We start from the raw sequence: 23,278 nt of genomic DNA, 5'->3' as shown, positions 1-23,278 counted from the left end.
CCGGGATCGCCAAGTCGTTGCCGATTGGCGATCCCGGCGAGCTATTGCCCCGGCGACCGAATGTGCTCGCCGCCGGGCGCGGTTGGCAGCTTCAACGGTCGATATCGGCATGGTCACCGCAAACCTGTTTCCACGGGTGAGTTTGAGTGGGTTCCTTGGGTTCACGGCGGGGGATGGTTCACAAATGCTTTCTGTATTTTTAGGTTCATTCAACAGCCGTTCGTACCTCCGGCTCGACCTGTGCGATCTCTACTCCGATTTGATGTCAGGCGTTGCGTGTTGTTCGCCAAGCGCCTTGACCATGCCGTGCAGTCTCAGGGTTTGCAGCTTATCGAGAGTTGGGTTGGGCAGCATGTTTATGCTCCTTTTTCAGGTCAGTGGTAGTAGCCGGGGCCGCGCAGGTTGATGTGTTCTTCGGGCAGTAACGGCAGGTTTTGCTGGGCCAGTGGTAGCCGCTCCAAGCCTTGGCGCAGGATCGATTCCAGGCTTTTGTAGCTGCACGTGCCCAGTGCCAGCGCTCGCTGGCAAGCGGCTTCCAGCCGCTCTTCGCCGTGCTGTTTGCCCAGGCGCAGGATGCCCAAGCAGGCGCGGAAGCCGTGCTGCGGATGGATTCGGCGTTCGAGGATGTAGGCGATGACACCGGCCGTATTCGGGCCCGTCTGCTCAGCCCAGCGGATCAGCCGCTGGGGCGTCCACTCGGCGTGTTCGCGGTGGCTCTTGGGCATGTGCTCGGTTTGGGTGGTGTGGCGGCCTCTATGTGCTGAGCGCAGATGGCTGGCCACGCGCTGGTTGGCGTGGAAGCACTCGACGGTCTGCGCAGTCAGCCGCACTTCGAGTTGGTGCTTCACCAACTGGTACGGCACCGAGTAGTAATGGCCGTCAAGGAGAAGAACTGGCGGTTGCGCAGCACCGCCAGGATCCACCGCTCGACTACCTGTACGCCGACTTCAACCTTGGCTTTGTCCTTGGGTTTACGCGAACGCGCGGGCAGTACGGCTACGCCGTAATGCTCGGCGAGATCGCGGTAACTGGGGTTGATGTCGGGCTCGTAGCGATGCGCCTTGGTGACGCCGCTGCGCAGATTGTCCGGTACCAGGATCTGCGATGTACCGCCGAGAAAGGCGAAGCCGCGCACGTGCGAGCCCAGCCAGTCGGGCAGTTTCTGCGACCAGGTGGCCTCGGCGAAGGTGTAGCTGGACGCGCCGAGGACGGCGACGAAGATCTGGGTCTGGCGGATCTCGCCGGTTCGCCGATCAATGACCGGCACGGTCTGGCCGGCATAATCGACAAATAGCTTTTCGCCGGCACGATGTTCCTGGCGCATGACCACGTCGACCTTCGCGGCCCAGAGGCGGTAGTGCTCGCAGAACCAGCTGTATTGGAAGCCTTGTGGGTGGCTGAGTCGATATTCCTGCCAGAGCAAAGCCAGAGTCACGCCGGGGCGGCGCAACTCGGCGTGAGCCCATGCCCAGTCAGGCACCGGACGTTGATCGCTGGGAACGGCGGGCGACGGTGGAAAAAGCCGCCGCTGCAACTCGGCGTCCGTGAGCACAGAGGGCCAAGTCAGCCGCTGGCAGCAAAACGATTGAGGTACTCACCGACGCTGGCTCGACCCACTTGCAAGCTGACAGCGACTTGGCGGGCAGATAGGCCGACCTCGAATTTGAGACGTAGCACTTCTCGAATCTTACGCATGGATAACCGCTCCACGACGACCTCTCTGCTTCGATAAAAGAGGTCGATGGTAGTGAATTAATCCTGCGTTGCTGCCTGCTTTAAGGGTGGCCGGATGAGCGTGGAACGGGTGGCCGGATCACCGTGGAATCAGTGGCCGGATGTTCATGGAATAGGTGGCCGGATGGCCGTGGAATCCGCATTTCTGTATTTAAAGCGTAGCCAGCGGCACATCGCTAATTGTTGGCTTCGGGCATCAAGTCAACCCGTTTCCAGCAGCTCACCCGGGGGTAGGTGCTGATCCGAGCTTTACTCATAATGCCGTGCGCTCTTTTCCATGATAAGCACACAATTTCAGCCGCACCGAGGATTGGTTCTCCCGGTTGGTCGAGAAGATGTACTCCGACATGCTTGGGCAGTTGTAGAAATCGCATGATTAGATAGCCGCTCCAATCGTAGCTACGCACACCTCCTGCGTCGTAGCCAACCTTCTCAAACATCGTCCAGCTAGCCGACTGCACGATGCCGCCTAACGGCCAAGCTATTCAGCGAAAAACATCTCGCGAAAGCTTGTCCGTGAACAGGGTATCTACGGGGTATGTGCGTCGCCAACGGAGCGGACCGTCCGGCAACGCCAGGCAAACGGAGTTGTACCTTCGCTGCGGGTAAACATGTGACAGAAATGCACCTGATCGCAGAAGCCGCACTCCAGGCTGATTTGGGTGAGGCTCAGGTCCGTGTGCTGGATCAACAGCTTGGCCCGGGTGATGCGTTGCCGGCGAATCCAGTCTTTAGGCGAGTAGCCGGTGCTGCACTTAAAGGCACGGGAGAAATGACTTCGTGACAACGAACAGGCCTGGGCCAGTTCGGACACTTCCAGGCTGTCGCCGAGACGATCGAGGATCAGCTGTTTCACCAGCCGTTCGCGCTGCGGTCTGAGCCCCCCACTGGCTGATTTGCGTGGCTCGCTGGCGGGAGCACGGAAGATGCTTTGCTGTAAATGAGCCATGGCCAATATCCATGTCGGTGGGAATGCACGGATGCACTACATGGAGGATCAGCGCATTCCCATTGGAGAAAGAACAACTCTAAGCAGACGGTTTTATTGTTGGGCGCCCCCCACCGGATAACGAGTTAAACGTTGTTAATTCAGTGCTTTTACAGCCAAATCAGCACACCGTTGCATGCCCGCGCCCGGTGGGTGCGGGCAAGATGGGCTCAATAGGGGTGGACCATTTCGGGCCGCCGTTTTTGGCTCGATCAACGGCGGACAGATGAACGGTCGAGGCCGCTTGGAGGTGGCGTAATAAAGTTTCCATACTAGTGCCCCCTTAGAAACATACTGATTTCATTCAAGGACTGTCATGGATAAGCTGCTCGCATTGAAGATGTTCGTACAGGCTGTGGATTCGAAGGGCTTTTCATCTGCCGCTCGACAGTTAGGTCTGGCGACGTCTTCTGTGACTCGGATGATCGATGGGCTCGAGGCGGAACTGGGCGCTGTCCTCCTTAACCGCTCTACGCGTCAAATCTCATTGTCAGATGCCGGCGCCGCTTACTACTTGAAAGCGCGGGAGGTATTGAGCGCCGTAGCCGAGGCGGATGCCTCGATTACCGACCGTGGGGAAGTTCCCGCAGGGCATCTTCGTATTTCCGTACCCGTTGCGCTTGGACGTCGTCTGATTGCGCCTCATATTGCCTCGCTTCTGAAGCGTTATCCGCAACTCGTGTTGGACATGACTCTTTCTGACGACATCGTTGAATTGCTGGGGGAGCGTGTCGATCTAGCGATCCGATTGGGATCGGCAGCAGCAATGGATGGTGTCGTCAGTCGTCCTGTCGGTCATTTCAGGCGCAAGGTGGTTGCCAGCGCCGAGTATCTAAATGCACGCGGTTTCCCCGAACATCCCATGGAGCTCATGCAGCACGAATGTGTGCGTTTCAGCTATAGCCCAAAGCAACAGGTCTGGACTTTTTTAAAGGACGGTGAGGAGACTCGAGTGCCCATTGAGGGTCGCTTTAAAAGCAACAATGCGGAGGTTTTGCGTGAGGTCTCACTGGCCGGCGGTGGGGTGGCTCTGTTACCTGATTGGATCGTCAACGATGATATCGATAGCGGTCGCCTGACTTCATTGTTCGAGTCTTTTGTTATCAATCCGAACGATGCGAGTTCGGCCATTTCTGCGCTGTATCTTCCCAATCATCGTGGCTCCAAACGCGTCAATGCGTTTATCGATTTCATCAGCGAACTACTAGGGCCTGACGGCTCGCCTGAGAGTTGAACACCTTATCGCCGCTTCTCGTCCTCACGAAGCCAGGATTACCGCGTTTGAATCAAATGCGTTTATGGCGACCTTTGACTCGATCATGGAGTCCTCGTTGCAGGACCATATCGAGCGAAAGCAACGGGATGCGCGACGTCCCGCAAGCGCGCGGCCTTTTTTCGGAATTCGCGCTAAAAATCGATGGTCAAATGGCAGTTCTGGCCATCGGGCATTATTTAAGCCGACCAGCCTTGTTCAAAAAGGATATTGAAAGCCGGCTGACCAAATAGGTGTGGTTCATAGTCAGTGCATTCTTTTGTTTTGTATGATGCCTCTTTGAAGCTCTAGTGAGGCGTTATGCAAGACTCAAAAAACTGCGGCGAGAAAAAGTCGGGAGAATCAGCAGACTCGGCAGACCTCGTCAAATTGACGACTCGACGCCTTTCACCTGAGGTCCGGGAAAAGCAAATCGTGCAGAAAGCCATTGAGCATTTTGCGACGTGCGGATTCTCGGGGAGTACCCGTGAGCTGGCACGACAACTGGACGTTACCCAGCCTTTACTCTATCGATATTTCCCTAGCAAAGAGGCTCTGATAGACCGCGTGTACGACGAGGTCTATCGGTGGGATAGCTCGTGGGAGACGATGATCAAGGATCGCTCGCAACCGCTTCAGTCTCGCCTGGTTCATTTCTATACCTCATACGCAGGTGTGATTCTGCGGCGAGAATGGATTCGTATCTTTGTATTCGCGGGGCTGACACGTGCAGGTATCAATGACCGGTATCTGTCGAGATTGCGTGAGCGAGTCTTCATTCCTGTCATTGCAGAAATTCGCCATGCGCATGGATTGGCGCCATCCTCAGGTGAAACGATCAATGAAAAAGAGCTTGAGCTGATCTGGAGCCTGCATGCCAGCATTTTCTACATTGGCATGCGCAAATGGATTTACGATCTTCCAGTGACGGAGGACATTGATGCGCTGATCGAGCAGATGGTTGATGCGTTCCTTAACGGCAGTCCCCACGTACTGCAGCAAGTCGATAACGACCTCGACGAGAAGTCTCGCTTGAATTGATCGGCATCGATCCGATTTTTCACCTTTCTTGCCTCTTGATTTTTTGCTTCGACCCTCTTTTTTGTCGACCACTCATCACCTGTTTCAGCCCTCAGCTGAGCGAGTGATGAGGGGCGTGCGCGGGCCATTCTGCCCTGAAAAGCCCGTTCCCAACGCCTGAAGCCTGTCCTCTTTTGGCGATGCCAAGACATGGTTCAGGCCAATCCTCAAAAATTTGATCCTCCAGCTATTTACTTCAATTATGTCAGGTCGTATTGTTTATCGACTGATAAATAAATACAAAAACTGCTGGAGGCATCATGCAAGTCTTGAAACTCGCTCATTACTCGATCCGGTCGTTCGACCTGGACAAGTCCAGTCGATTTTATGAAAGGGTGCTCGGTTTTACCGCTGGCTACCGGCCGCCATTCGATTTTCCCGGCGTCTGGTTGTACATGGGAGGGGATGAGGAGGACTTCGGTACGGTCCACATTATCGGGATTGATCCTTCCAACCCCGAAGGTCTGAAGAAATACCTCGGCGATAAAGACATCCCGCTGACAGGCACTGGCACCGTTGACCACATTGCTTTTTTGGTAACAGGCTTGGTTGAGTTCTGGAGCGTCTTCAAAGCCGAAGGGATTGCGTGGCGCGATCGCACCGTCCCGAGCCTTGGCCTGCATCAAGTCTTCATCGAAGATCCTTCTGGTGTCACCATCGAGCTCAACTTCCCAGCCTCCGAAATTGAAGCAGTCGGTTCTTATGCCGCCCATGCAGCCGCAACTGTGGGAGAGCAGTCATGATTAATTCCTTGAACAAGCGCCGCGCTATTGTTGTGGGTGGCTCGCTGGGTGGTCTGTTTGCAGCAAATATGCTGTTACGCAAAGGTTGGGATGTTGAGGTCTTCGAGCGCGTTCCGGATGAGCTCGCTGGACGTGGCGCAGGCATCGTTACACACCCTGAACTGTTCGAAGCGATGGCCGCAGCGGGAATTCCCCTCGACGCATCTGTAGGTATCGATGTGCTTTCGCGCGTCACTTTGGCCCAGGACGGCGATGTCGTCCTTGAGAACGCACTTCCACAAACGTTGACGGCATGGGGAAGATGTACCAAGTGCTTCGCTGCGCATTCCCAGACTCACTGTATCGCTGTGGTGGCAGTGTCGTGTCGGTCGAAAGTACTGGAACCCATGCCAGCGTTACATTGGCCGATGGGACGACTCATCAAGCAGACGTCATTATTGCAGCTGACGGGTTTCGGTCGACGATTCGCCAACATTTTTTACCCGATGTGCAGCTGCAATATGCAGGCTATATCGCCTGGCGCGGGTTAGTCGATGAAAGTGCTTTGTCTGACGCTGCCCACGCCGCACTTTTCGATAAATTCGCGTTTTGTTTGCCCCCGCATGAGCAGATTTTAGGTTATCCAGTTGCAGGGAACTCCAACAGCACCTTGGCAGGCGAACGCCGCTATAACTTTGTCTGGTACCGCACCAGTGGTGACGAAGATCTGCGCGATCTGCTGAGGGATGAAAGCGGTAAACAATTTGAAGGCGGAATTCCTCCGGCACTGATACGCCGTGACGTACTCGACACTATGTATAAGTCCGCAGAGACCTTGCTTGCACCGCAGTTTGCCGAAGTCGTAAAGAAAGCTGCTCAGCCGTTATTCCAGCCAATTTACGATCTGGAAGTACCAAAGATGAATTCGGACGTGTTGCTTTGCTCGGCGATGCAGCATTTGTGGCGCGTCCTCATTGCGGGATGGGTGTTACCAAAGCCGCCGGTGATGCTTTGGCAATCACGGAAGCACTTGAGCGACATCCGTCTGTTGAAGAGGCATTGGCGGACTATAGCGAGCAACGCTGTCGTTTCGGGGCGTCGATTGTTCAGCATGCCAGGCATCTCGGTGCGTATATGCAGGCGCAACTGAAAAGCGAGGAAGAGCGCGAAATGGCGGAGTTGTATCGGACCCCGGAAGCCGTGATGCGTGAGACTGCAGTGCCCGTGAAGTTTTAAATCAGCCACAAGCCCTTTGCAGGAGATAACCATGGAACATGCATATCCGCAAGACGGTGGCCCGGCCATGTCCGCTGAGCAGGTTAATGTCGCTATTCAAAATCCGATTCTCGAAAATTCGGAGTTTCGTGCGTTGGTAAAACAACGACGAATATTTTCGTGGAGTATGACTGCTCTTATGCTGGCGGTGTATTTCGGTTTTATTCTTTCTCTGGCCTTCATACCTGCCCGTTTGGGTACGCCGATCACCGAAGGGCAACCGATGACCTGGGGCGTGCCAATTGGCTTTGGAATGCTCGCCTTCACGATTCTCCTCGTTGCTGTCTATGTATGGCGCACTAACACCTGCTACGACCCTAAAATAAAAACAATCATCAGGAGCTTCACCAAATGAAGCGTCTACTTATTGCACTCTCTGCCGTCCTTGCACCGGTAGCGGTATACGCGGCCGACGCCCCTGGCGTAGCACACAAGCATAATCCCATTGCGATCGGCATGTTTTTAGCGTTCGTTATATTCACTCTGTTTGTCACACGATGGGCGGCGCGTAAAAACAATAGCGTGGCGGATCACTATGCAGCAGGGGAAAAATTACCGGCTTCCAAAATGGTTGGGCCATCGCCGGGGATTATATGTCCGCGGCGTCTTTACTGGGCATCTCCGCGCTGGTTTTTACCAGTGGTTTTGATGGACTGATCTACTCAATCGGCTTCCTTGCGAGCTGGCCGATCATTTTGTTCCTGATTGCGGAGCCATTGCGAAATCTGGGGCGCTACACCCTGGCAGACGTGCTGTCCTATCGGCTGAAACAACGACCTATACGAGCATTTTCGGCCTCCAGTTCTATTGTGATCGTGTTGCTTTACCTGGTTTCTCAGCTGGTCGGCGCTGGAAAACTGGTGGAATTGCTGTTCGGCTTCGATTACACCGCGGCTGTGCTACTCGTTGGTACGCTGATGGTGATCTACGTTTTCTTTGGCGGGATGCTAGCAACCACCTGGATTCAGATTATCAAGGCAGTTTTACTGCTGACCGGATGCGTCTTCATGGCTTTCATGGTGCTATCCCGGTTCGGATTCAGTTTGAATCAGCTGTTTACTCAAGCTACCCAGGTTCATCCGTCCCATGTAGCAATCATGAGCCCAGGAGGGCTGATTACCGACCCGGTATCTGCGATCTCACTAGGATTGGCATTAGTCTTCGGCACGGCAGGCCTGCCACATATTCTCATGCGGTTTTTCACTGTCGGTAACGTTAAGGCCGCGCGCCAAAGTATTCTTTATGCCACGGGTCTTGTCGGCGTAGGGTATGCCCTGATCGTAATCATCGGCTTCGGCACCATCGCCCTGGTTGCCAGCAATCCCGATTACCACGATGTATCAGGTGGAATATTAGGCGGCGTTAATATGGTTGCGATTCACCTCGCACACAACGTTGGCGGTAATGTTTTCCTGGGGTTCATGTGTGCTGTGTCGTTCTCGACGATATTGGCGGTGGTGGCCGGGCTCACCCTTGCAGGCTCGTCTGCTGTTTCCCATGACCTCTATGCACATGCCTTACGCCGGGGTACCGCCAGCGACCGTGAAGAGATGCGCGTCTCTCGCGTTACAACCATCGTGTTGGGTGTGTTGGCGATTCTATTGGCCATCGCTTTTGAAAAACAGAACATCGCATTTATTGTGAGCTTAACGTTCTCCATCGCCGCGAGTTCCAATTTTCCCGTGCTGTTATTGTCGATTTACTGGAAGGGCCTGACGACACGCGGCGCCGTGGTTGGTGGATCGTTGGGGCTGGTATCAGCCATTACCCTTTGCATTCTCAGTCCAACGGTTTGGGTCAAGATTCTTCATAATCAGCAAGCCTGGTTTCCGTATGAATACCCGGCCCTGTTCTCCATGGCCGTAGCATTTATCGGTATCTTTTGGTTCTCTATTACTGATCGCTCGGTCAGTGCGATAGGTGAGCGCAATCGATTCGAAAGCCAGCTGGTCGATTCTGAACTGGGTACACCGGCAACATGGAAGGCGCAGTTGAAGGCGGATTGAACCAGGTAATAACTGCCTGCATTAAATTATTATAGTATTTCTGCGTAAAAGTGCAGCGCCTGTAAAGTTGGTCGCGAGAAGTTCATTTTATAAACGAATGTAGGTTTGACTGTGCGCTTCTCGCGCACCATAAGCAGTCGGGATTTCTGCGCCTGGAAAGTCGCTTAATAGTTTATACAAAAAATAATAATCTCAACTTGAGTGCGAGCCAATGAAATGTATTTTGACTGTTGCAGCCGCCCTATGTGTATTGGCGCAGCAAGCCCACTCGGCTGGTTTCATCGAGGATAGTAAAGCTGCGCTTAAACTGCGTAACTTCTATATAAATAGTGATTACCGAGATTCAGCGACACCCGCTCAAAAAGCCGCCAACCAGAGTTATCAAGCTGAGTGGGGGCAAGCCTTTCAGCTCGAATTCATTTCGGGTTACACCCCGGGGCCTGTAGGTTTCGGTGTCGATGCGTTGGGTATGTTGGGCGTCAAGCTGGACTCAAGCGCCAGCAAGCATGGCAATCCGACGGGTACAAACTTCGGTGGCATTGTATTTCCAAGCGACGGCAATCATGCCGTTGACGATTTCTCCAACCTGGGCTTGACCGGCAAAGTAAAAATATCCAAGACCGAGCTGAAGCTCGGAACGTTGGTCCCGAAACTGCCGGTGATCTTCAGCAATGATGGACGTTTGTTGCCGCAAACCTGGCAAGGAACCCAGGTTACTTCGGCAGATATCAAAGATCTGACCCTGGTGGGTGGGCAAATTGATGAGGTGAAGGGGCGTAACTCCAGCAACAATGAAAACATGTCCATCGCGGGCGCGAATAATGCCGTCACTGGTCGCTTCAGTAATAAATTTATCTATGCCGGTGGCGACTATAAACCGACCAAAGATCTAACCTTGCAATACTATTATGGCAATCTAAAAGATTTTTATAAGCAAAACTTTCTCGGCCTGATTCACAACTGGGCAATTGGTCCTGGCGCACTGACCAGCGATTTTCGATACTTTAATAGCAGGGATGATGGTGCAAACGGCCATGACCCTGCGTACTTCACGACAGGCTACTACGGCGGGAATGTATTAAAGGGTAAAGTCGACAATAATCTGTTCAGCGGATTATTTACTTATGCGGTTGCCGGTCACACTTTTGGAGCGGGCTATGAAGTTAGCGATGGGAAAAGTGATTTCCCCTATTTGAACCAAGGTGATGGCCCGACCACTTATACCATCACGGAAATGCAGGTTCAGAAATTCGTTCGTGCCGGCGAGAAGTCATGGCAAGCACGCTACTCTTTTGACTTCGCGAAACTAGGGTTGCCAGGTGCGACAGCGGGTGTCGTTTACGTTAAAGGTGATGATATCAATACTATTGCTTCCAGTAATTCCAGTGAATGGGAGCGTGACATAACGCTAGCCTATGTCGTGCAATCAGGCCCCTTAAAAGGTTTCAGTGTCATGTGGAAGAATGCAATGGTGCGAAATAATATACCGAACGCCCGCCAGCAAGATGAAAACCGGGTAATTATAAATTATCAATTGGCACTGTTTTGATTTTTAACGGCAGGGTTACGCTTCGCGTAAGCAATATTTCCAACTGAAAGACATCTTCGGTGGGTCAGTGCTGTTTTAGGCTGACCGCTGTAACTGACAGGCAGCTCTTTAACGAGTGTTGCGTGTACATGTCGTTCTCTTCCAACGGCATGTTTTATAGAAGAGATACATTTCCCTTGATTGGGTAGGGCGGTGCAAGTGATCCTTCACCGCCTTTTTTTATTTTGAATCTGGATCGATCATGACCCCAGTACATCCTGCCAGCCACGTCGTGCCAGGGGCAGATCGAGCAAGCGTTTGCCGGTGGCATCGTTGATGGCATTGCCCAGCGCTGCTGCCATGGGGCCCTGGACGATTTCCGCAGCACCGAGAAATGGCTGATCCGGCTGATCAATCATGTGGACCTCGACCTGTTGCGGCAAATCGGGAAAACGCATGATCGGATAGCCGCTCCAGTCAAAGCTGTGCATGCCACTGGCGTCATAGAGGATTCGTTCATAGAGCGTCCAGCTGGCGGACTGCACGATGCCGCCCTGGATCTGATTAAGCAGCCCGTCGGGGCTGACAATTTGGCCCACGTCGACGGCGGCGACTACGCGATCAATGGTTATCTGCCCGGTCTGGCGCTGTACATGCAACTGCACGGCGATCGCACAGTAGCCCATGATGTTTTTATAGCGGGCGAAGGCGAAGCCGATTCCGCTGCCGGGTCCCGTTGCTTTTTGCGGCCAATGGAACACAGCGGCCACGCGCTCCACCACCGCCCGTGCTCGTGAATCGCTCAAGTGATTCAGGCGAAATTGCACAGAGTCCAAGGCGGCCCGAGCCGCCAGTTCATCGACGGTGCTCTCGATGGCGAACACGTTGATATGGGCCCCGAGCGAACGCATGGCCGAGGTCCTGAATGGCATGGTCAGCACAAAGTTCAGATCGACCTTAAGGTTGGGTATCTCATACAACGGAACGGCGTTACGGTCGCCGTCACCTTCGGGTTGCGCGATCGGGACTGAAGGTGCCGGGGCGAAGGGGTTGGCCAACAACCACGCCGGCAAGAGGCGCCCGGCATTGACGATACGTTCGTTGTGCGGAGTACTCCAGAGTTCGTATTTCCAGTCACGAAGATGCCCGCTGTCGTCCAGTCCCGCTTCCACTTCGGCAAGCATGGCCGAGCTGTAGGGCTCCCAGAGATTTTCCTGTTCGCGCATCCATTGCACCCGTATCGGCTTGCCAGGAATGGCCATGGCGATCAGCGCGGCATCGGCGGCGGCGTCATCGGCCCCGTTGTGGCCATAGCAACCGGAGCCTTCAGCGTGGATGCAACGCACTTGGGGCACCGGCAGGCCGACCATCTCGGCGATGCCTGTGCGCAGAGGATAGACACCTTGAGTATGGGTCCAGACGGTCAGTGTTCCATCCTTGAACCAGGCCACTGCACAGGACGGCCCGATGGATCCGTGCATGAGGTATTGCTTGGTCACCCGCGCTTTATAGGCGCGCGGCACAGGTTGCGTGAGGTCACCTTTTGCGCTCACCGGGTAGTGACGTGCCGGCAATTCGGTGAGGAGTTGATGGATGTGTGTCGAGTCGGGTAGCGGATTACCTTCTGTCCAGCGGGCAGTGGCGTAGCCCTCGCGCATCGCTTTGACTGCCAGCCATTCATCGGTGGCGACCACGGCGAAGTAGCTGCCGTTGCGGACCAGTTTCACCACGCCGGGAAGTTTCTTGAGGGCCGTCTCGTCGATGTTCAGTAACTGGCTGCCGCGTCGGGGTGGACGTATCACACGGGCATGCAGCATATCGGGCAGGCGCATGTCCTGCACATAGGCTGCACCGCCGCTGACCTTGGCGGGGATGTCCAGCCGAGGCAATGATGTGCCGATAAGGGTGAAGCTGTCGGCTGGTTTGAAAGGGGAGCTGGCCGATGCGAAGCGATGCAGTTGAACCCCGACAACCGCTTGTGCGTAGGTCATGCTGCGGCCTTGAGCGTCGTGGATCACGGCGTCTCGCGTGCTCAGGCTGTCGATGTTGCACTGCCATTGCCTGGCCGCGGACTCTAGTAACAGTTGACGCACCTGGGACGCGGCGTTGAACAACGCAGTGCCGCTGTCGACGATCGAATGGCTGCCGGCGGTGTAACCTTCATTGGGTGTCAGCGCCGTGTCGGCAGTGAGAAAACGGATGAGACCAGGTGACACTTCCAGGCGTTCGGCGGCGATCTGCAGGAGCGCAGTTTTAACGCCAGTGCCCAGTTCCACTTTGCCGGTGTAGACGGCGATGCCATCTTTCGCATCAATGCGGATCCAGGCGTCCAGATACGGCGTGGCCCGCAGACTGCCGGGCAGATCAGGCGCCAGAATTGCCGTACCCAAAGTGTCCACTTCGGTGTCAGCGAAGGCCCGGGGAATACCCGCAAGCATCGCGAACCCCATCACCAACGCTCCATTTATCACGAAGGCGCGACGGCTCAGATTGATGTTCTGCGTGGGGTTTTTCATACCTTGCCTCCCTGTGCAACGACCGACTTGATCGCGGCGAGGATCCGCACATGGGTGCCGCAGCGACACAAGTTGGGCGCCATGTAGCGACGGATCGTTTCATCGTCTGGATGAGGGTTGGCCTCCAACAGGGCCTGTGCCCGTACGATCATCCCCGCGATGCAATAACCACACTGGGCAGCCTGTTCGTCGATAAAGGCTTTCTGCAACGGCCCCGGTTGGTCGGCGCTGCCCAGGCTCTCCACGGTGCGCACCGATTTGCCCGCCAGTGCACCGCACGGTGTCAGGCATGAGAACACCGGTTTGTCGTTCACTAACACTGTGCAAGCGCCGCACTGACCCAAACCGCAGCCGTATTTGGCGCCATTGAGCCCCACCTGGTTGCGCAAGGCATACAGCAGGGGCATGTCCTCCTCGATGTCCAGTTCGTGGGTCTTGCCGTTGATGTCGAGTGTGATCACGGTTGCTGCTCCTGAGCCCGAATGCTTTTGATTGTCTTGTCGAGATCCGTCCAGGGTCTGGTCGCACAGCTTTCGTTGCGCAGGTACTCGGCAAGTGCAGCCACATGGGCATCGTCCAGACTATGGGCGAAGTCAGGCATGTAGTGGCTGGAAGCGGAGGCGGACATCGGGATCCCCTGCAGGATGGTCTGGATCAAATTGCGTGGCGAATCCGCCATCACCGCTGAAGTGCTTGCCAGCGCCGGCCTTGATTCAATGACGCGCATCGGTGCCGCGCTGCCGTGGCAACTCGCGCACGCCCCCTCGAACAATGAGGCGCCCGGAAGCGTTCTGGCGCTGGGCTTGGCCCCTGAGGTGCAGGGCGGCGATGTGGCATCCGATGAGGTTTTTTTGAGGTCGAGAATGTACTGCGCGATGGCGTGGGTGTCTTGCGCTGGCAATTGCGCAATGCTCAGGCTCACCGGCAACATCGGGCCCGCCGCTGCGCCGTGTCCTTCGGCGACCTCGCCCTTCAAATAGGCCACCAGCTGGGTTTCATTCCAGGGCTGTTGCGCCTCGGTCATTGCGCGCAGGGCAGGGGCCGTCCAGCCGTCGACGACGCCACCGTTGAACAGTTCACTGCTTTTCTCCCCGCCAATCAGATTCAGGGGCGAATGGCAGGATGAGCAGTGTCCCGTTCCCTCAACCAGATAGCGTCCGCGGTTCCATTGTGCTGAGCGGTTGGGAAGTGGCTCCAGCGGATCCCCATGCAGGAACAGCAAGTTCCAAAAAGACACCAGCGGACGGAAGTTCATGGGGAAGACCATATGGTTTTCCGGTGCAGTGTATTTGACCGGATCCACGCTCATCAGGAAGGCATAGGCGTCGGCAATATCGGCGCCGCTCATCTTTCGGTAATGCACGTAGGGGAAGGCTGGATAGAGAAAATGGCCATCGCGCGCGATGCCTTCACGCATGGCCCGTTCAAAGGCGTCCAGCGACCACTGACCGATACCGGTTTCTGGGTCGGGGGTAATGTTGGTGGTGAAGAGAGTTCCGAAGGGCGTTACCAGCAGCAAACCGCCTGCCATGTACGCGCCCCCTGGCCGTGTGTGGCAGACCGCACAGTCTCCCGCTTCGACGATGCGGCGGCCACTCTCCAGGGTTTCGCGACCTGCATGGCGGGGCTCGCTGACAGTGGCAATTTCCGGCCTCCACATCATCCAGAACGCAAACCCTATCCCCACGACGCCGATCGCCAGAACGGCACCGATGATCGTATTGCGCTTCATCGCCTTACCTCTCGAGCAGAAATAACGACAGATTTTTCAATCCACCGCGTGCGATTGGCGTACGGCGATTTCCCATGGAGTGAGCTTAGAGAGGGCGGTTGTGATGGAGTACCCCATCAAGGCGCAACGCTACATTGCGCCAGACGCAACGGCGGCAGAATTAACAACCGTTAACTCGCGTAGCGTGCGCCCATGTCCAAGGATAGGTCCTTAAGGACCGTAACTATGCTACGCAAGGGGTTCAATGGATAAGCTGCTCGCGCTGAAAATGTTCATCCAGTCGGTAGACGCCAAGGGCTTTTCCTCTGCCGCCAGGCAACTCAATCTGGCGACTTCTTCAGTGACCCGAATGATCGACAGGCTAGAGGATGACCTCGGTACCGTGCTGCTCAATCGCTCTACACGACAAGTCACGTTGACGGATGCCGGTACTGCTTACTACCTGAAAAGCCGGAAAATTCTGAACGCCATGGCTGACGCGGACGAGTCGGTCTCGGATCGGGGTGAGATGCCCGCAGGACAGCTGCGTATTTCTGTGCCCGTGGCGTTTGGGCAGCACCTCATTGCCCCGCATATCTGCGCGCTTCTAGAGCGTTACCCATTGCTCGTACTGGATATGACGCTATCTGACGACATCGTCGATTTGCTCGGCGAACGCATCGATCTATCGATTCGGCTGGGGTCACCAGCGGCGATGGAAACTGTGGTCAGCCGCTGTATCGGTAGCTTTCGACGCCGAGTCGTCGCCAGTGCTGAGTACCTGAACGCTCGAGGATTGCCCGAGCAGCCCATGGACCTCACGCAACATGAGTGCATGTGCTTCAGTTATGGCACACCGCAACAGGTCTGGACATTTACACAGCAGGGCCAGGAGATTCGCGTGCCCGTCGATGGGCAATTGAAGTGCAACAATGCAGAGGTCCTGCGGGACGTAGTGTTGGCGGGCTGCGGACTGGCGCTGTTACCTGACTGGCTGGTCGACGATGACATCGAGAGCGGTCGCCTGACCTCCTTGTTCGACGCTTTTGTTGTCAATCCGAACAGCGCGAGTTCGGCGATCTCGGCCCTTTACCTGCCCAATCATCGCGGCTCAAAACGTATTAATGCGTTCATTGATTTCCTCACCGATTTACTCAGGTCGGGAAGTCAGCCCGTGGGGTGATCGCTCCATCTTTGCGTTTGGCGAAACGCTACGTTGTGCAACAGGTGGATTCTCTGACCGGGTTCAGGCGCCTACCTTGGGGATGTGAAAACATTCAACCACGGAGACCGTCATGAATTTGCACTCATCCAATATTCAGGTGACTTACGACTTCATCTGCCCATGGTGCTGGATCGGTGAAGAGAATCTGGAACGCGCGCTTGCCGCGTCGGGTTTTACAACTGACCGGCAAGTGACTTTTCTGCCTTATCAGTTGAACCCGGACATGCCTGCTCAAGGCATGGATCGTAAAGCCTATCGCTCTGGCAAGTTCGGCAGTTGGGCGCGTAGCCAGGCCATGGACGCGCAGGTCACCCACGCTGGCAAGGCTGTCGGTCTTGAGTTCGATTATGAGCGAGTCGAAAAAACCCCCAATACCCTGGCAGGGCATCGGCTGGTTTGGCGAGAACAACAGGCGGGTAGGGACGCTTGCGTCCTGGTCAAGGCCATTTTCAAGGCGTACTTCGGCGAAGGGCGGGATATCGGCGACCTCAATGTGCTGGCCGACATCGCTGCCGAAACCGGGCAGGACCGCAGGGCAACTGTCGACTTTCTCAACACCGATGAAGGCACTGCTGAAGTCTTGAAGCTCGAAGCCAAAACCAAGGCCTCCGGCGTGCGCTCTGTACCGAATATTCAGATCGCAGAAGACGTGATTACTGGTGCTCAGCCCACCGAAATAATGATCCAGATACTCAGACGCAGCCAGGCTGCCTGAGCCGCTTTTTCAATACCTATCCACTCAGGAAACCATCATGCCCCATCACTTGTTCAGCCCAATCAAACTCGGCCAGCTCAACCTCGCTCACCGCGTCGCCATGGCCCCACTGACTCGCTCCCGGGCGGGGCAACCAGGCAATGTACCGACACCGATGAACGTCGAGTACTACCGTCAGCGTGCCGGTGCTGCGTTGATCATTACCGAGGCTACGCAGATTTCGCAGCAGGGCCAGGGCTACGCCTGGACGCCCGGCATTCATAGCGACGAGCAGATTCAGGGCTGGAAGGCTGTCAGCGAAGCCGTGCACACAGAAGGCGGGCGCATCTTCCTGCAGCTCTGGCATGTCGGGAGGGTGTCACACCCGGTGTTTCAACCAGGCGGCGGTCTGCCGGTGGCACCCACCGCGCAGCCGGTCCCCGGCAAGACGTTCATCCTTAATGAGAAGGGTGAGGGAGTCTGGGGTGACGTACCTGTCCCTCAGGAGCTGGACATTCCGGGGATCGAAGCGATCGTTGCCGACTTCCGCAACGCCGCTCGCAATGCTCTTTTGGCCGGTATGGACGGTGTGGAAATTCACGCGGGCAATGGCTACTTGCTTGACCAATTTATCAATAGCGCCAGCAACCAGCGCAGTGACCGCTACGGTGGAAGTATCGAAAACCGTGCGCGGCTACTGCTTGAAGTCGTGGAAGCCGTGACTGCGGAAGTGGGCGCCGAACGCGTTGGTGTGCGCCTGACACCGATGGGGCGTTTCATGGGGATGGACGATGACACCCCGGAACAAACTTTTGGCTACATTGCCTCCCGGCTAAATCACTGGAATCTCGCTTACCTGCATTTGGTAGAACCGATGATGGTCGGCACAGTGCTCGATGAAAGCAACGATCCACGCTGGGACGCCATCATCAAGCAGCTGCGTACAGATTTCCACGGCGTTCTGATGCTGGCGGGTGGTTACACCGGCGAAACGGCCGAACAGGCCATCGCGCAGGGGCGTGCCGATCTCATCGCTTTTGGTCGCCCGTTCATTGCCAACCCCGACTTGCCGGCTCGCTTGCGCGGCCGTAACGAACTCAACGTGGCGGACGGCAACAGCTTTTTTGGCGGCGACGCCAAGGGGTACATCGACTACCCGGCACTGGCATAACGCAACGTCCAAACCAGGGCTTGGGAAATCACCACGCAAGAAGGAGAAAGGTAATGAAAAGTCCAGACGTTCCAAAGGCCTTGGTCATTGGTGGTTCTCTGGGTGGTTTGTTCACCGCCACGGCGTTGCGTGCGATTGGCTGGCAAGTCGATGTTTTCGAGCGATCCCCCGCGGCGATGGATAGCCGTGGCGGTGGCAACGTTCTGCAAGCGGATGTTCTACAGCATTTTCGCTTTGCGGGGATCAAGCACACAAATGCGCTGGGGGTCCGTTCCCACGATCGTCTGTATTTGAATAGAGCTGGCACAGTCGTGCACAAAGAGCCGATGCCACAAACTCAGACATCCTGGAACACTCTGTACAACGCATTGATCTCGGCATTCCCTGCCGAGCGCTATCACCGTGGTAAGACGCTGGTTGATTTGACTCAAAATGAGCAACGAGTGACTGCGATTTTTGCAGATGGCAGCAGCGCCGAAGGAGACCTGTTGATCGGCGCCGATGGCGCAGGTTCAACCGTGCGAAGTCTGGTGTTGCCCGGCGCGGAATATACCTATTCCGGGTATGTGGTTTGGCGTGGTCTAGTTAATGAAAATGAACTTCCAGACTTCGCCAAAGCGCAGCTGTACGAGGACTTTGTATTTCAACAGGATCCTGAATCGCTGATGTTGGAATACATGGTGCCGGGATTGAATGGCTCCGTTATACCTGGTGAGCGACGGTTCAACTGGCTTTGGTATCTGAAAGCTGCGCAAGGGCCAGAACTTAACGCTGTACTCACTGATCATGATGGACGACGGCGTAGCCACTCCATCCCCCCGGGGGCTTTGTCCGCTGAGAGGGAAGCTTACATACGAGAAATGGGCGAGCGGCATGCCAATCCCGCGTTTCGTGAACTGATTCGCCAGACAACGGATATTTTCGTGCAGGCGATCCTTGATCTCAGAGTTCCCCGAATGGTGTTTGGCCGAGTGTTGTTGACTGGCGATGCCGCCTTTGTGCCACGCCCTCACACTGCCGGAAGCACTGCCAAGGCAGCCCAAAATGCACTGTCCCTGGCTCAAGCAATCAACGGTAAAGGAGGCATCGATGCCGCCCTGGTGGTCTGGCAGCAAGAGCAACTCTCCGAGGGCAAGCGCATGGGTGATTGGGGCGTGAGTATGGGCAATCGGATCATGGGCATCACCCAATCCTGATTCACTTGTTAATTACTGTGGAAAAATCGAAATGAGCATTGCAATCTTGCACTACGTCTACGACCCCTTCTGTGGTTGGTGCTATGGCGCAGCACCGATGATCACCGAAGCTACTGCTGTTCCTGGCCTGGAAATACAAGCCCATGGGGTGGGCATGCTGTCTGGTGAAAAAAGCAAATTTGTATCTCCCGAATGGCGTGACTTTGTTCGCCCTCACGAGGCACGAATTACTGCATACAGCAAACAAAATTTTGCCGATGCCTATGTCCAAGGCGTACTTGAGCATGAGGATGTACGGCTGGATTCTTCTCCCCCGATTGCAGCCATGTTGACGGCGCAACAACTTTCCGGTCGCGGAATTGAAATGCTTAAACGCTTGCAAACCGCCTATTATCAGGAGGGTCGAGCCATTGCTGATCACGCTGTGATTCTCGAAATAGCCAGAGAACTAGGTTTTGAAAGCGAAGCATTCATACTGACCTTTGATGCTGTCACTAAAAGCTCCTTGCAAGCTCATATCGAGCGTAGCAATGAAATGCTCGAAGCACTGCACGCGCGAGGATTTCCGGCGTTTGCGCTAGAAATCGATGGTCAGTTAGAGGCTCTTCCGGTGGGGCATTATTTAAATCGACCAGCGTTGCTCAAAGCGGACATTGAAAGCCGCTTGAATGCTTCATCCATGCCTGCGGTCGTGTGAAAGTACGCTGGACACACGTTAAAGCCTTCGGGCGTTCGAGCGTCAGTCCTGCGCGCTTGGTTTCAGATAGTCAGCTGCCCATGGAGCTCGTCGAGTAGGCACCTGACTATGGTCAGGTCCGGCGTGGCTAAGCCTTCGGTGAACCGGGCGTAAACCGGTGCCAGCAATGCGTGGGCTTGTTGGAAGCGGCCCTGACGTTGCCAAAGCTGTGCCAGCGAAGTAGCGCTGCGCAGTTCCCAGGCTAGAGCGCCTTGGTGCTGTGCCACGCTCAACGCCCTGATCAACACCGCTTCGGCCGCGTCGGTTTTCAGCGGGCATTTCTCTGTGAGGAGCGTATCGGCCTTGGCCCGCAAAATTTCCGCCGTGCTCCAACCGGCCTGGCCGGAATTGGCGCGCTGCAACAGTTCATCGTCGACGAAACCAGTGTCGAGCGTCACCATGATTTCCTTGATCAGGCCCGCGCCCGGTTGCGGCGTCGCCTGCGTATGGGCGCCATCGATCACCCGGGCATACTGTTGCGCCCAAGTGTAGAATAGCTGCACCGAGTGCTTTTGCGCTTGCTCAAGCAACAGGTGCAAGAGTTCGCGGGCGGTCCGGGTGTCTCCGTTGTAGTGGGCGATCAGGCAACCGGCCAGCGCCAGGGTGTAACAGATCGACGTGCCGTGGTTGATCTGGAGCGCGATGTCCAGCGCCTGCCGTGCGGTGTGCCAGGCCTGTTCCGGTTGGCCTTGTATCCAAAGGATGCGCGCCAGGACCGTCAGCGCAGCCACGCTCGGGTCGTAATGGAAGCCAAACCCATGGGTGAAGCGGTTGAGGTGACCGCTCTGAGACATGCGCTGGATGACCTGTTCAGCGTTGGCCCGGGCGAGTCGCTGATCGCCGATGAAGTGCAGGGCCAGCACCCGCAAGCGGTGAGTGCTCAGGGACAGCACGGCGTCTTTGTCCAGCCCCAGCCGATCGAAAAGCTGACTCTGCTCCAATGCCATTTGATAGTTGCCGCAACTGAGATTGACCGCCATGTGCCCTGAAACCGCCCTTAGCTGACCGGCCACGTCGTCGTTGCTTTCGGCCAGGGTTCTGGCGCTGACGAAGGCTTCGATGGTTTCGGCACTGCCGCCCTGGGTGTGATAACAGGAGCTGCCGAGGGCCAGCTTGAGAACCATTTTCAGGCGAGGGCAGGGCTCGTGTGAAGCGTCGAGCAGGGCCAGGGCCCGGCGCACATAACCGCCATGCTCCTTGAGCAGCGACAGTTCCTGCCACAACGGCGTGGACGTTGCCGCTAGCCGAATCGCCAGTGCGTGCGGCCCTTGAGCATTTAAACCCCAATCGAGGGCCGAGCGAATGTCTTCCAAGCCACGGGCATAACGCTCTATCCACAGGCCGGTGGGGATGTTTTCCCAATCGATCTGCGCCTGATGCATCAAGGCCAGGCAGCGTTTGGCATGGCGCTCGCGGGTGTCCGCCAGGTCAACGGCCTGATCGAGTTTTTCCATGGCATAACTGCGGGTGGTATCGAGCAGGCGGTAGAACACCTCTTCGTCCCCTACCTCGACGTTCAGCAGGGATTTGGCCACCAGTTGCGTGATCGAGCCGAACACTTCACAGGGCTCAATATGGTTGCCGACGATCACCGCCGCTGCCGACTCCAGCGTGAAACCACCGCGGAAGACACCCAATCGACACAGGCAGGTTTGTTCACATGGGCTGAGCAGTTCGTAGCTCCAGTCCAGCGTGGCGCGCAGGGTCTGATGCCGGCCCGGCGAGGTCTGGAAACCTTGGGTAAGCAGGCGAAAACTGCCTTGCAGTTTCGCCAGCAACCCGCTCAGACCGAACTGGCCCACTTGCGCGGCGGCCAGCTCTATGGCCAGTGGAATGCCGTCCAGACGGTGGCAGATTTCTATTAACAACGGCAGTTCGTCTTCGCTCAGCTCGAAGCCGTCGTAGCTGGCCATCGCTCGCTCGACGAACAGTTGTAGCGCGGAAAAGCTAAGCGCTTGAGCACGATTCAGTACCGCGATAAGGGGCGGGCAGTCCAGTGATTCAAGGCGTTGAACGAATTCACCTTCCGCTCGCAGGCTTTCGCGGCTGGTGGCGAGAATGTGCACGTCGGGCGCGGCACGCAGCAGGCTCTCGCTCAGCGGGGCAATGGCGTCGATCAGGTGTTCGCAGTTGTCGATCACCAGAAGCATTTGCCGGTTGCGCAAAAACGCGGCGAGGCCGCTCATGGGTTCGGCATCGTGCAGTGACAAGTCAAGCAAGGTTGCCAGGTGAGCGGTGATCATCGACGGATCGTTGATCGGCGCCAGATCCAGCAGACGAATGCCATCGCGGTAGCGCCCGATCGACTGCTCGGCGACGCTCAGGGCCACGGTGGTCTTGCCGATTCCGCCGGGGCCGACCAGGGTAATGAAACGCTGGAGTGGCAGCCGCAACTCCAGGCTATCAACGAGGGACTGGCGCCCGATCATCCGCGTCCGCCGCACAGGAAGGTTGTGGCCACTCGGCGCAGTTGCTGCGCTAGTCGGCTGCTGCTCGATGTGTTCCAGCGAATAGGGCGCCACAAAACTGTAGCCGCGCTGGGCTACGGTGACGATGTAGCGCTGGCCAGCCTGGCCATCGCCGAGCGCCTTACGCAACGCGGCCATGTGTACCCGAAGGTTGATGTCCTCGACTACGCTCTTGGGCCAGACCCCGGCGATCAGTTGCTGTTTGCTCACCACTTGGCCGGCGTGTTCGAGCAGTATCAACAGGATGTCCATGGCTCGCCGACCCAGGCGCAACGACTGGTCGGCCTCCATCACCAGACGTTGTCCGGGATAGATCCGGTAAGGGCCGAAGTGGATGGCCTGTTCGGGGGAAAGGGTCAACGGGTTGCTCCTGTCTTAGGCGCGGCTCAGCGGGCATGGTCCGTATACTTAGTTAAATGACTTCTTCACGCGCCTGTCTATGTAGCGGGCAACTGCTATTGACCGGTTGCCGCAAAGACAGGCGCCCGTCTACTACGCAAGTCGTGCCGAGCGGATTTACAAAATGCTCTTTCTGAGACTTACGATAGTCGACGATTCTTGCGTGGCAATACGGCGAGACATGTTCCCATCAAGCTTATTGCCTCAGCAGACTATGAGTCGGCAGGTGGGAAAAGCGTAAGAAGCGTATAAATCGGAACGTAAGTACCATTGTGGATTGCGTGCGATACCGCCGCGGCGTTTTATAAAGGTATCAGTTGATCTACGTTTAAGGTGTCACAGAGCCGTACGCTCTTGCCGCAATACACGCGCAGAACATCGGGTAATGCCGAAGGGCGATAGGCTTGAACCAAGGCCGTGAGGGTAGAGTAGGGGGCCTTCACTGCGGTATTACCAAATTGAGCAATGAAGTTTTGCGCCAGGCGCAACGCTAGGTTCGTTGCGCCAAATGCATAGCTCAATTGTCCATACGGTGGATTCTGGTCATTGAAAGTCGCGTATAGCCTTACAGCAACTT

The 23,278-nt window shown here is 56.1% G+C and carries 17 protein-coding genes and 6 pseudogenes; 15 read left to right on the top strand and 8 right to left on the bottom strand.

The window, feature by feature from the left end:
* Positions 1 to 5: 5 nt before the first annotated feature.
* Positions 6 to 187: pseudogene (locus tag CES87_RS18530) on the top strand (TolC family protein); the annotation flags it as partial.
* A 68-nt stretch (positions 188 to 255) separates the two neighbouring features.
* Here CES87_RS18530 and CES87_RS18525 read toward each other — a convergent pair.
* The 4 genes and pseudogenes from CES87_RS18525 to CES87_RS18510 all read right to left on the bottom strand — a co-directional run.
* Positions 256 to 354 (bottom strand): annotated as a pseudogene (locus CES87_RS18525) (AAA family ATPase); the annotation flags it as partial.
* Positions 355 to 374: 20 nt separating this feature from the next.
* Positions 375 to 1,695 (bottom strand): annotated as a pseudogene (gene istA, locus CES87_RS18520) (IS21 family transposase).
* 326 nt (positions 1,696 to 2,021) lie between these two features.
* Positions 2,022 to 2,204, bottom strand: a pseudogene (locus CES87_RS34390) (hypothetical protein); the annotation flags it as partial.
* Positions 2,205 to 2,263: 59 nt separating this feature from the next.
* Positions 2,264 to 2,683: a helix-turn-helix domain-containing protein gene (locus CES87_RS18510; protein WP_128607259.1), complete on the bottom strand. Its 420-nt coding sequence runs from the start codon at positions 2,681 to 2,683 to the stop codon at positions 2,264 to 2,266.
* 355 nt (positions 2,684 to 3,038) lie between these two features.
* On the opposite strand from CES87_RS18510, the gene CES87_RS18505 reads away from it, so the two are divergent.
* From CES87_RS18505 to CES87_RS18470, 9 genes and pseudogenes are all read left to right on the top strand, one after another.
* The gene (locus tag CES87_RS18505; protein WP_128607258.1) at positions 3,039 to 3,956 is read left to right on the top strand and encodes a LysR family transcriptional regulator; all 918 of its coding nucleotides are present in this window, start codon (positions 3,039 to 3,041) and stop codon (positions 3,954 to 3,956) included.
* Between the two features lie 128 nt (positions 3,957 to 4,084).
* Positions 4,085 to 4,228 (top strand): hypothetical protein, encoded by a 144-nt coding sequence (locus CES87_RS32645; protein ID WP_218196329.1) that lies wholly within the window; start codon positions 4,085 to 4,087, stop codon positions 4,226 to 4,228.
* Between the two features lie 67 nt (positions 4,229 to 4,295).
* Entirely contained in the window at positions 4,296 to 5,015 is a 720-nt protein-coding gene (locus CES87_RS18495) for a TetR/AcrR family transcriptional regulator (RefSeq protein WP_128607257.1), read from the top strand.
* A 299-nt stretch (positions 5,016 to 5,314) separates the two neighbouring features.
* The gene (locus CES87_RS18490; protein WP_128607256.1) at positions 5,315 to 5,797 is read left to right on the top strand and encodes a VOC family protein; all 483 of its coding nucleotides are present in this window, start codon (positions 5,315 to 5,317) and stop codon (positions 5,795 to 5,797) included.
* Positions 5,798 to 6,089: 292 nt separating this feature from the next.
* Positions 6,090 to 6,620, top strand: a pseudogene (locus CES87_RS34385) (FAD-dependent oxidoreductase); the annotation flags it as partial.
* A gap of 137 nt (positions 6,621 to 6,757) precedes the next feature.
* A complete protein-coding gene (locus CES87_RS33280) occupies positions 6,758 to 7,012 on the top strand; it encodes a hypothetical protein (protein ID WP_256590986.1) in 255 nt (84 codons plus the stop codon).
* Between the two features lie 31 nt (positions 7,013 to 7,043).
* A complete protein-coding gene (locus tag CES87_RS18480; protein WP_128607255.1) occupies positions 7,044 to 7,406 on the top strand; it encodes a DUF485 domain-containing protein in 363 nt (120 codons plus the stop codon).
* Positions 7,403 to 9,057: pseudogene (locus CES87_RS18475) on the top strand (cation acetate symporter). Before CES87_RS18480 ends, CES87_RS18475 begins: the two are co-directional and overlap by 4 nt.
* Before the next feature lie 211 nt (positions 9,058 to 9,268).
* Positions 9,269 to 10,606, top strand: coding sequence for an OprD family porin (locus CES87_RS18470; protein WP_128607254.1), 1,338 nt, complete (start codon positions 9,269 to 9,271; stop codon positions 10,604 to 10,606).
* A 239-nt stretch (positions 10,607 to 10,845) separates the two neighbouring features.
* On the opposite strand, the gene CES87_RS18465 is transcribed toward CES87_RS18470, so the two are convergent.
* The 3 genes from CES87_RS18465 to CES87_RS18455 are packed head-to-tail and all read right to left on the bottom strand — an operon-like array spanning position 10,846 to position 14,833.
* Positions 10,846 to 13,101: a molybdopterin cofactor-binding domain-containing protein gene (locus CES87_RS18465; RefSeq protein WP_128607253.1), complete on the bottom strand. Its 2,256-nt coding sequence runs from the start codon at positions 13,099 to 13,101 to the stop codon at positions 10,846 to 10,848.
* Positions 13,098 to 13,562, bottom strand: a complete 465-nt coding sequence (locus tag CES87_RS18460; protein WP_128607252.1) for a (2Fe-2S)-binding protein — start codon at positions 13,560 to 13,562, stop codon at positions 13,098 to 13,100. The genes CES87_RS18465 and CES87_RS18460 overlap by 4 nt, the downstream gene beginning before the upstream one ends.
* Positions 13,559 to 14,833, bottom strand: coding sequence for a cytochrome c (locus tag CES87_RS18455; protein ID WP_128607251.1), 1,275 nt, complete (start codon positions 14,831 to 14,833; stop codon positions 13,559 to 13,561). The genes CES87_RS18460 and CES87_RS18455 overlap by 4 nt, the downstream gene beginning before the upstream one ends.
* 244 nt (positions 14,834 to 15,077) lie before the next feature.
* Between CES87_RS18455 and CES87_RS18450 the strand changes: the two genes are divergently transcribed.
* The 5 genes from CES87_RS18450 (at position 15,078) to CES87_RS18430 (ending at position 19,795) form a co-directional block, all read left to right on the top strand.
* Positions 15,078 to 15,995 carry a LysR family transcriptional regulator gene (locus CES87_RS18450; RefSeq protein WP_128607250.1) on the top strand — a complete coding sequence of 306 codons (918 nt, stop codon included), beginning with the start codon at positions 15,078 to 15,080 and terminating at the stop codon, positions 15,993 to 15,995.
* Positions 15,996 to 16,107: 112 nt separating this feature from the next.
* On the top strand, positions 16,108 to 16,752 hold the full coding sequence (locus CES87_RS18445; RefSeq protein ID WP_128607249.1) for a DsbA family oxidoreductase: 645 nt from the start codon (positions 16,108 to 16,110) through the stop codon (positions 16,750 to 16,752).
* A gap of 37 nt (positions 16,753 to 16,789) precedes the next feature.
* Positions 16,790 to 17,902, top strand: coding sequence for an alkene reductase (locus CES87_RS18440; RefSeq protein ID WP_128607248.1), 1,113 nt, complete (start codon positions 16,790 to 16,792; stop codon positions 17,900 to 17,902).
* A gap of 53 nt (positions 17,903 to 17,955) precedes the next feature.
* Positions 17,956 to 19,098 carry an FAD binding domain-containing protein gene (locus CES87_RS18435; RefSeq protein ID WP_128607247.1) on the top strand — a complete coding sequence of 381 codons (1,143 nt, stop codon included), beginning with the start codon at positions 17,956 to 17,958 and terminating at the stop codon, positions 19,096 to 19,098.
* Between the two features lie 31 nt (positions 19,099 to 19,129).
* Positions 19,130 to 19,795 carry a DsbA family protein gene (locus tag CES87_RS18430; RefSeq protein WP_128607246.1) on the top strand — a complete coding sequence of 222 codons (666 nt, stop codon included), beginning with the start codon at positions 19,130 to 19,132 and terminating at the stop codon, positions 19,793 to 19,795.
* Positions 19,796 to 19,857: 62 nt separating this feature from the next.
* Here CES87_RS18430 and CES87_RS18425 read toward each other — a convergent pair whose 3' ends face one another.
* Complete coding sequence (locus CES87_RS18425) at positions 19,858 to 22,662, bottom strand: winged helix-turn-helix domain-containing protein (protein WP_128607245.1); 2,805 nt, start codon at positions 22,660 to 22,662, stop codon at positions 19,858 to 19,860.
* Between the last annotated feature and the right edge of the window lie 616 nt (positions 22,663 to 23,278).

The sequence above is a fragment of the Pseudomonas sp. ERMR1:02 genome (genome assembly GCF_002277815.1).
GTDB lineage: Bacteria > Pseudomonadota > Gammaproteobacteria > Pseudomonadales > Pseudomonadaceae > Aquipseudomonas.
The sequence above is the reverse complement of the archived record's forward strand: the minus strand, read 5'-3'. Positions and strand labels throughout refer to the sequence as shown.

What these genes read in the sequence shown, in the direction of transcription:
- CES87_RS33280 (WP_256590986.1), top strand. Translation starts at nt 6,758, where the DNA reads ATGGGTGTTACCAAAGCCGCCGGTGATGCTTTGGCAATCACGGAAGCA.
- CES87_RS18480 (WP_128607255.1), top strand. Translation starts at nt 7,044, where the DNA reads ATGGAACATGCATATCCGCAAGACGGTGGCCCGGCCATGTCCGCTGAG.
- CES87_RS32645 (WP_218196329.1), top strand. Translation starts at nt 4,085, where the DNA reads ATGCGCGACGTCCCGCAAGCGCGCGGCCTTTTTTCGGAATTCGCGCTA.
- CES87_RS18440 (WP_128607248.1), top strand. Translation starts at nt 16,790, where the DNA reads ATGCCCCATCACTTGTTCAGCCCAATCAAACTCGGCCAGCTCAACCTC.
- CES87_RS18435 (WP_128607247.1), top strand. Translation starts at nt 17,956, where the DNA reads ATGAAAAGTCCAGACGTTCCAAAGGCCTTGGTCATTGGTGGTTCTCTG.
- CES87_RS18450 (WP_128607250.1), top strand. Translation starts at nt 15,078, where the DNA reads ATGGATAAGCTGCTCGCGCTGAAAATGTTCATCCAGTCGGTAGACGCC.
- CES87_RS18505 (WP_128607258.1), top strand. Translation starts at nt 3,039, where the DNA reads ATGGATAAGCTGCTCGCATTGAAGATGTTCGTACAGGCTGTGGATTCG.
- CES87_RS18430 (WP_128607246.1), top strand. Translation starts at nt 19,130, where the DNA reads ATGAGCATTGCAATCTTGCACTACGTCTACGACCCCTTCTGTGGTTGG.
- CES87_RS18470 (WP_128607254.1), top strand. Translation starts at nt 9,269, where the DNA reads ATGAAATGTATTTTGACTGTTGCAGCCGCCCTATGTGTATTGGCGCAG.
- CES87_RS18510 (WP_128607259.1), bottom strand. Translation starts at nt 2,683, where the DNA reads ATGGCTCATTTACAGCAAAGCATCTTCCGTGCTCCCGCCAGCGAGCCA.
- CES87_RS18495 (WP_128607257.1), top strand. Translation starts at nt 4,296, where the DNA reads ATGCAAGACTCAAAAAACTGCGGCGAGAAAAAGTCGGGAGAATCAGCA.
- CES87_RS18490 (WP_128607256.1), top strand. Translation starts at nt 5,315, where the DNA reads ATGCAAGTCTTGAAACTCGCTCATTACTCGATCCGGTCGTTCGACCTG.
- CES87_RS18465 (WP_128607253.1), bottom strand. Translation starts at nt 13,101, where the DNA reads ATGAAAAACCCCACGCAGAACATCAATCTGAGCCGTCGCGCCTTCGTG.
- CES87_RS18455 (WP_128607251.1), bottom strand. Translation starts at nt 14,833, where the DNA reads ATGAAGCGCAATACGATCATCGGTGCCGTTCTGGCGATCGGCGTCGTG.
- CES87_RS18445 (WP_128607249.1), top strand. Translation starts at nt 16,108, where the DNA reads ATGAATTTGCACTCATCCAATATTCAGGTGACTTACGACTTCATCTGC.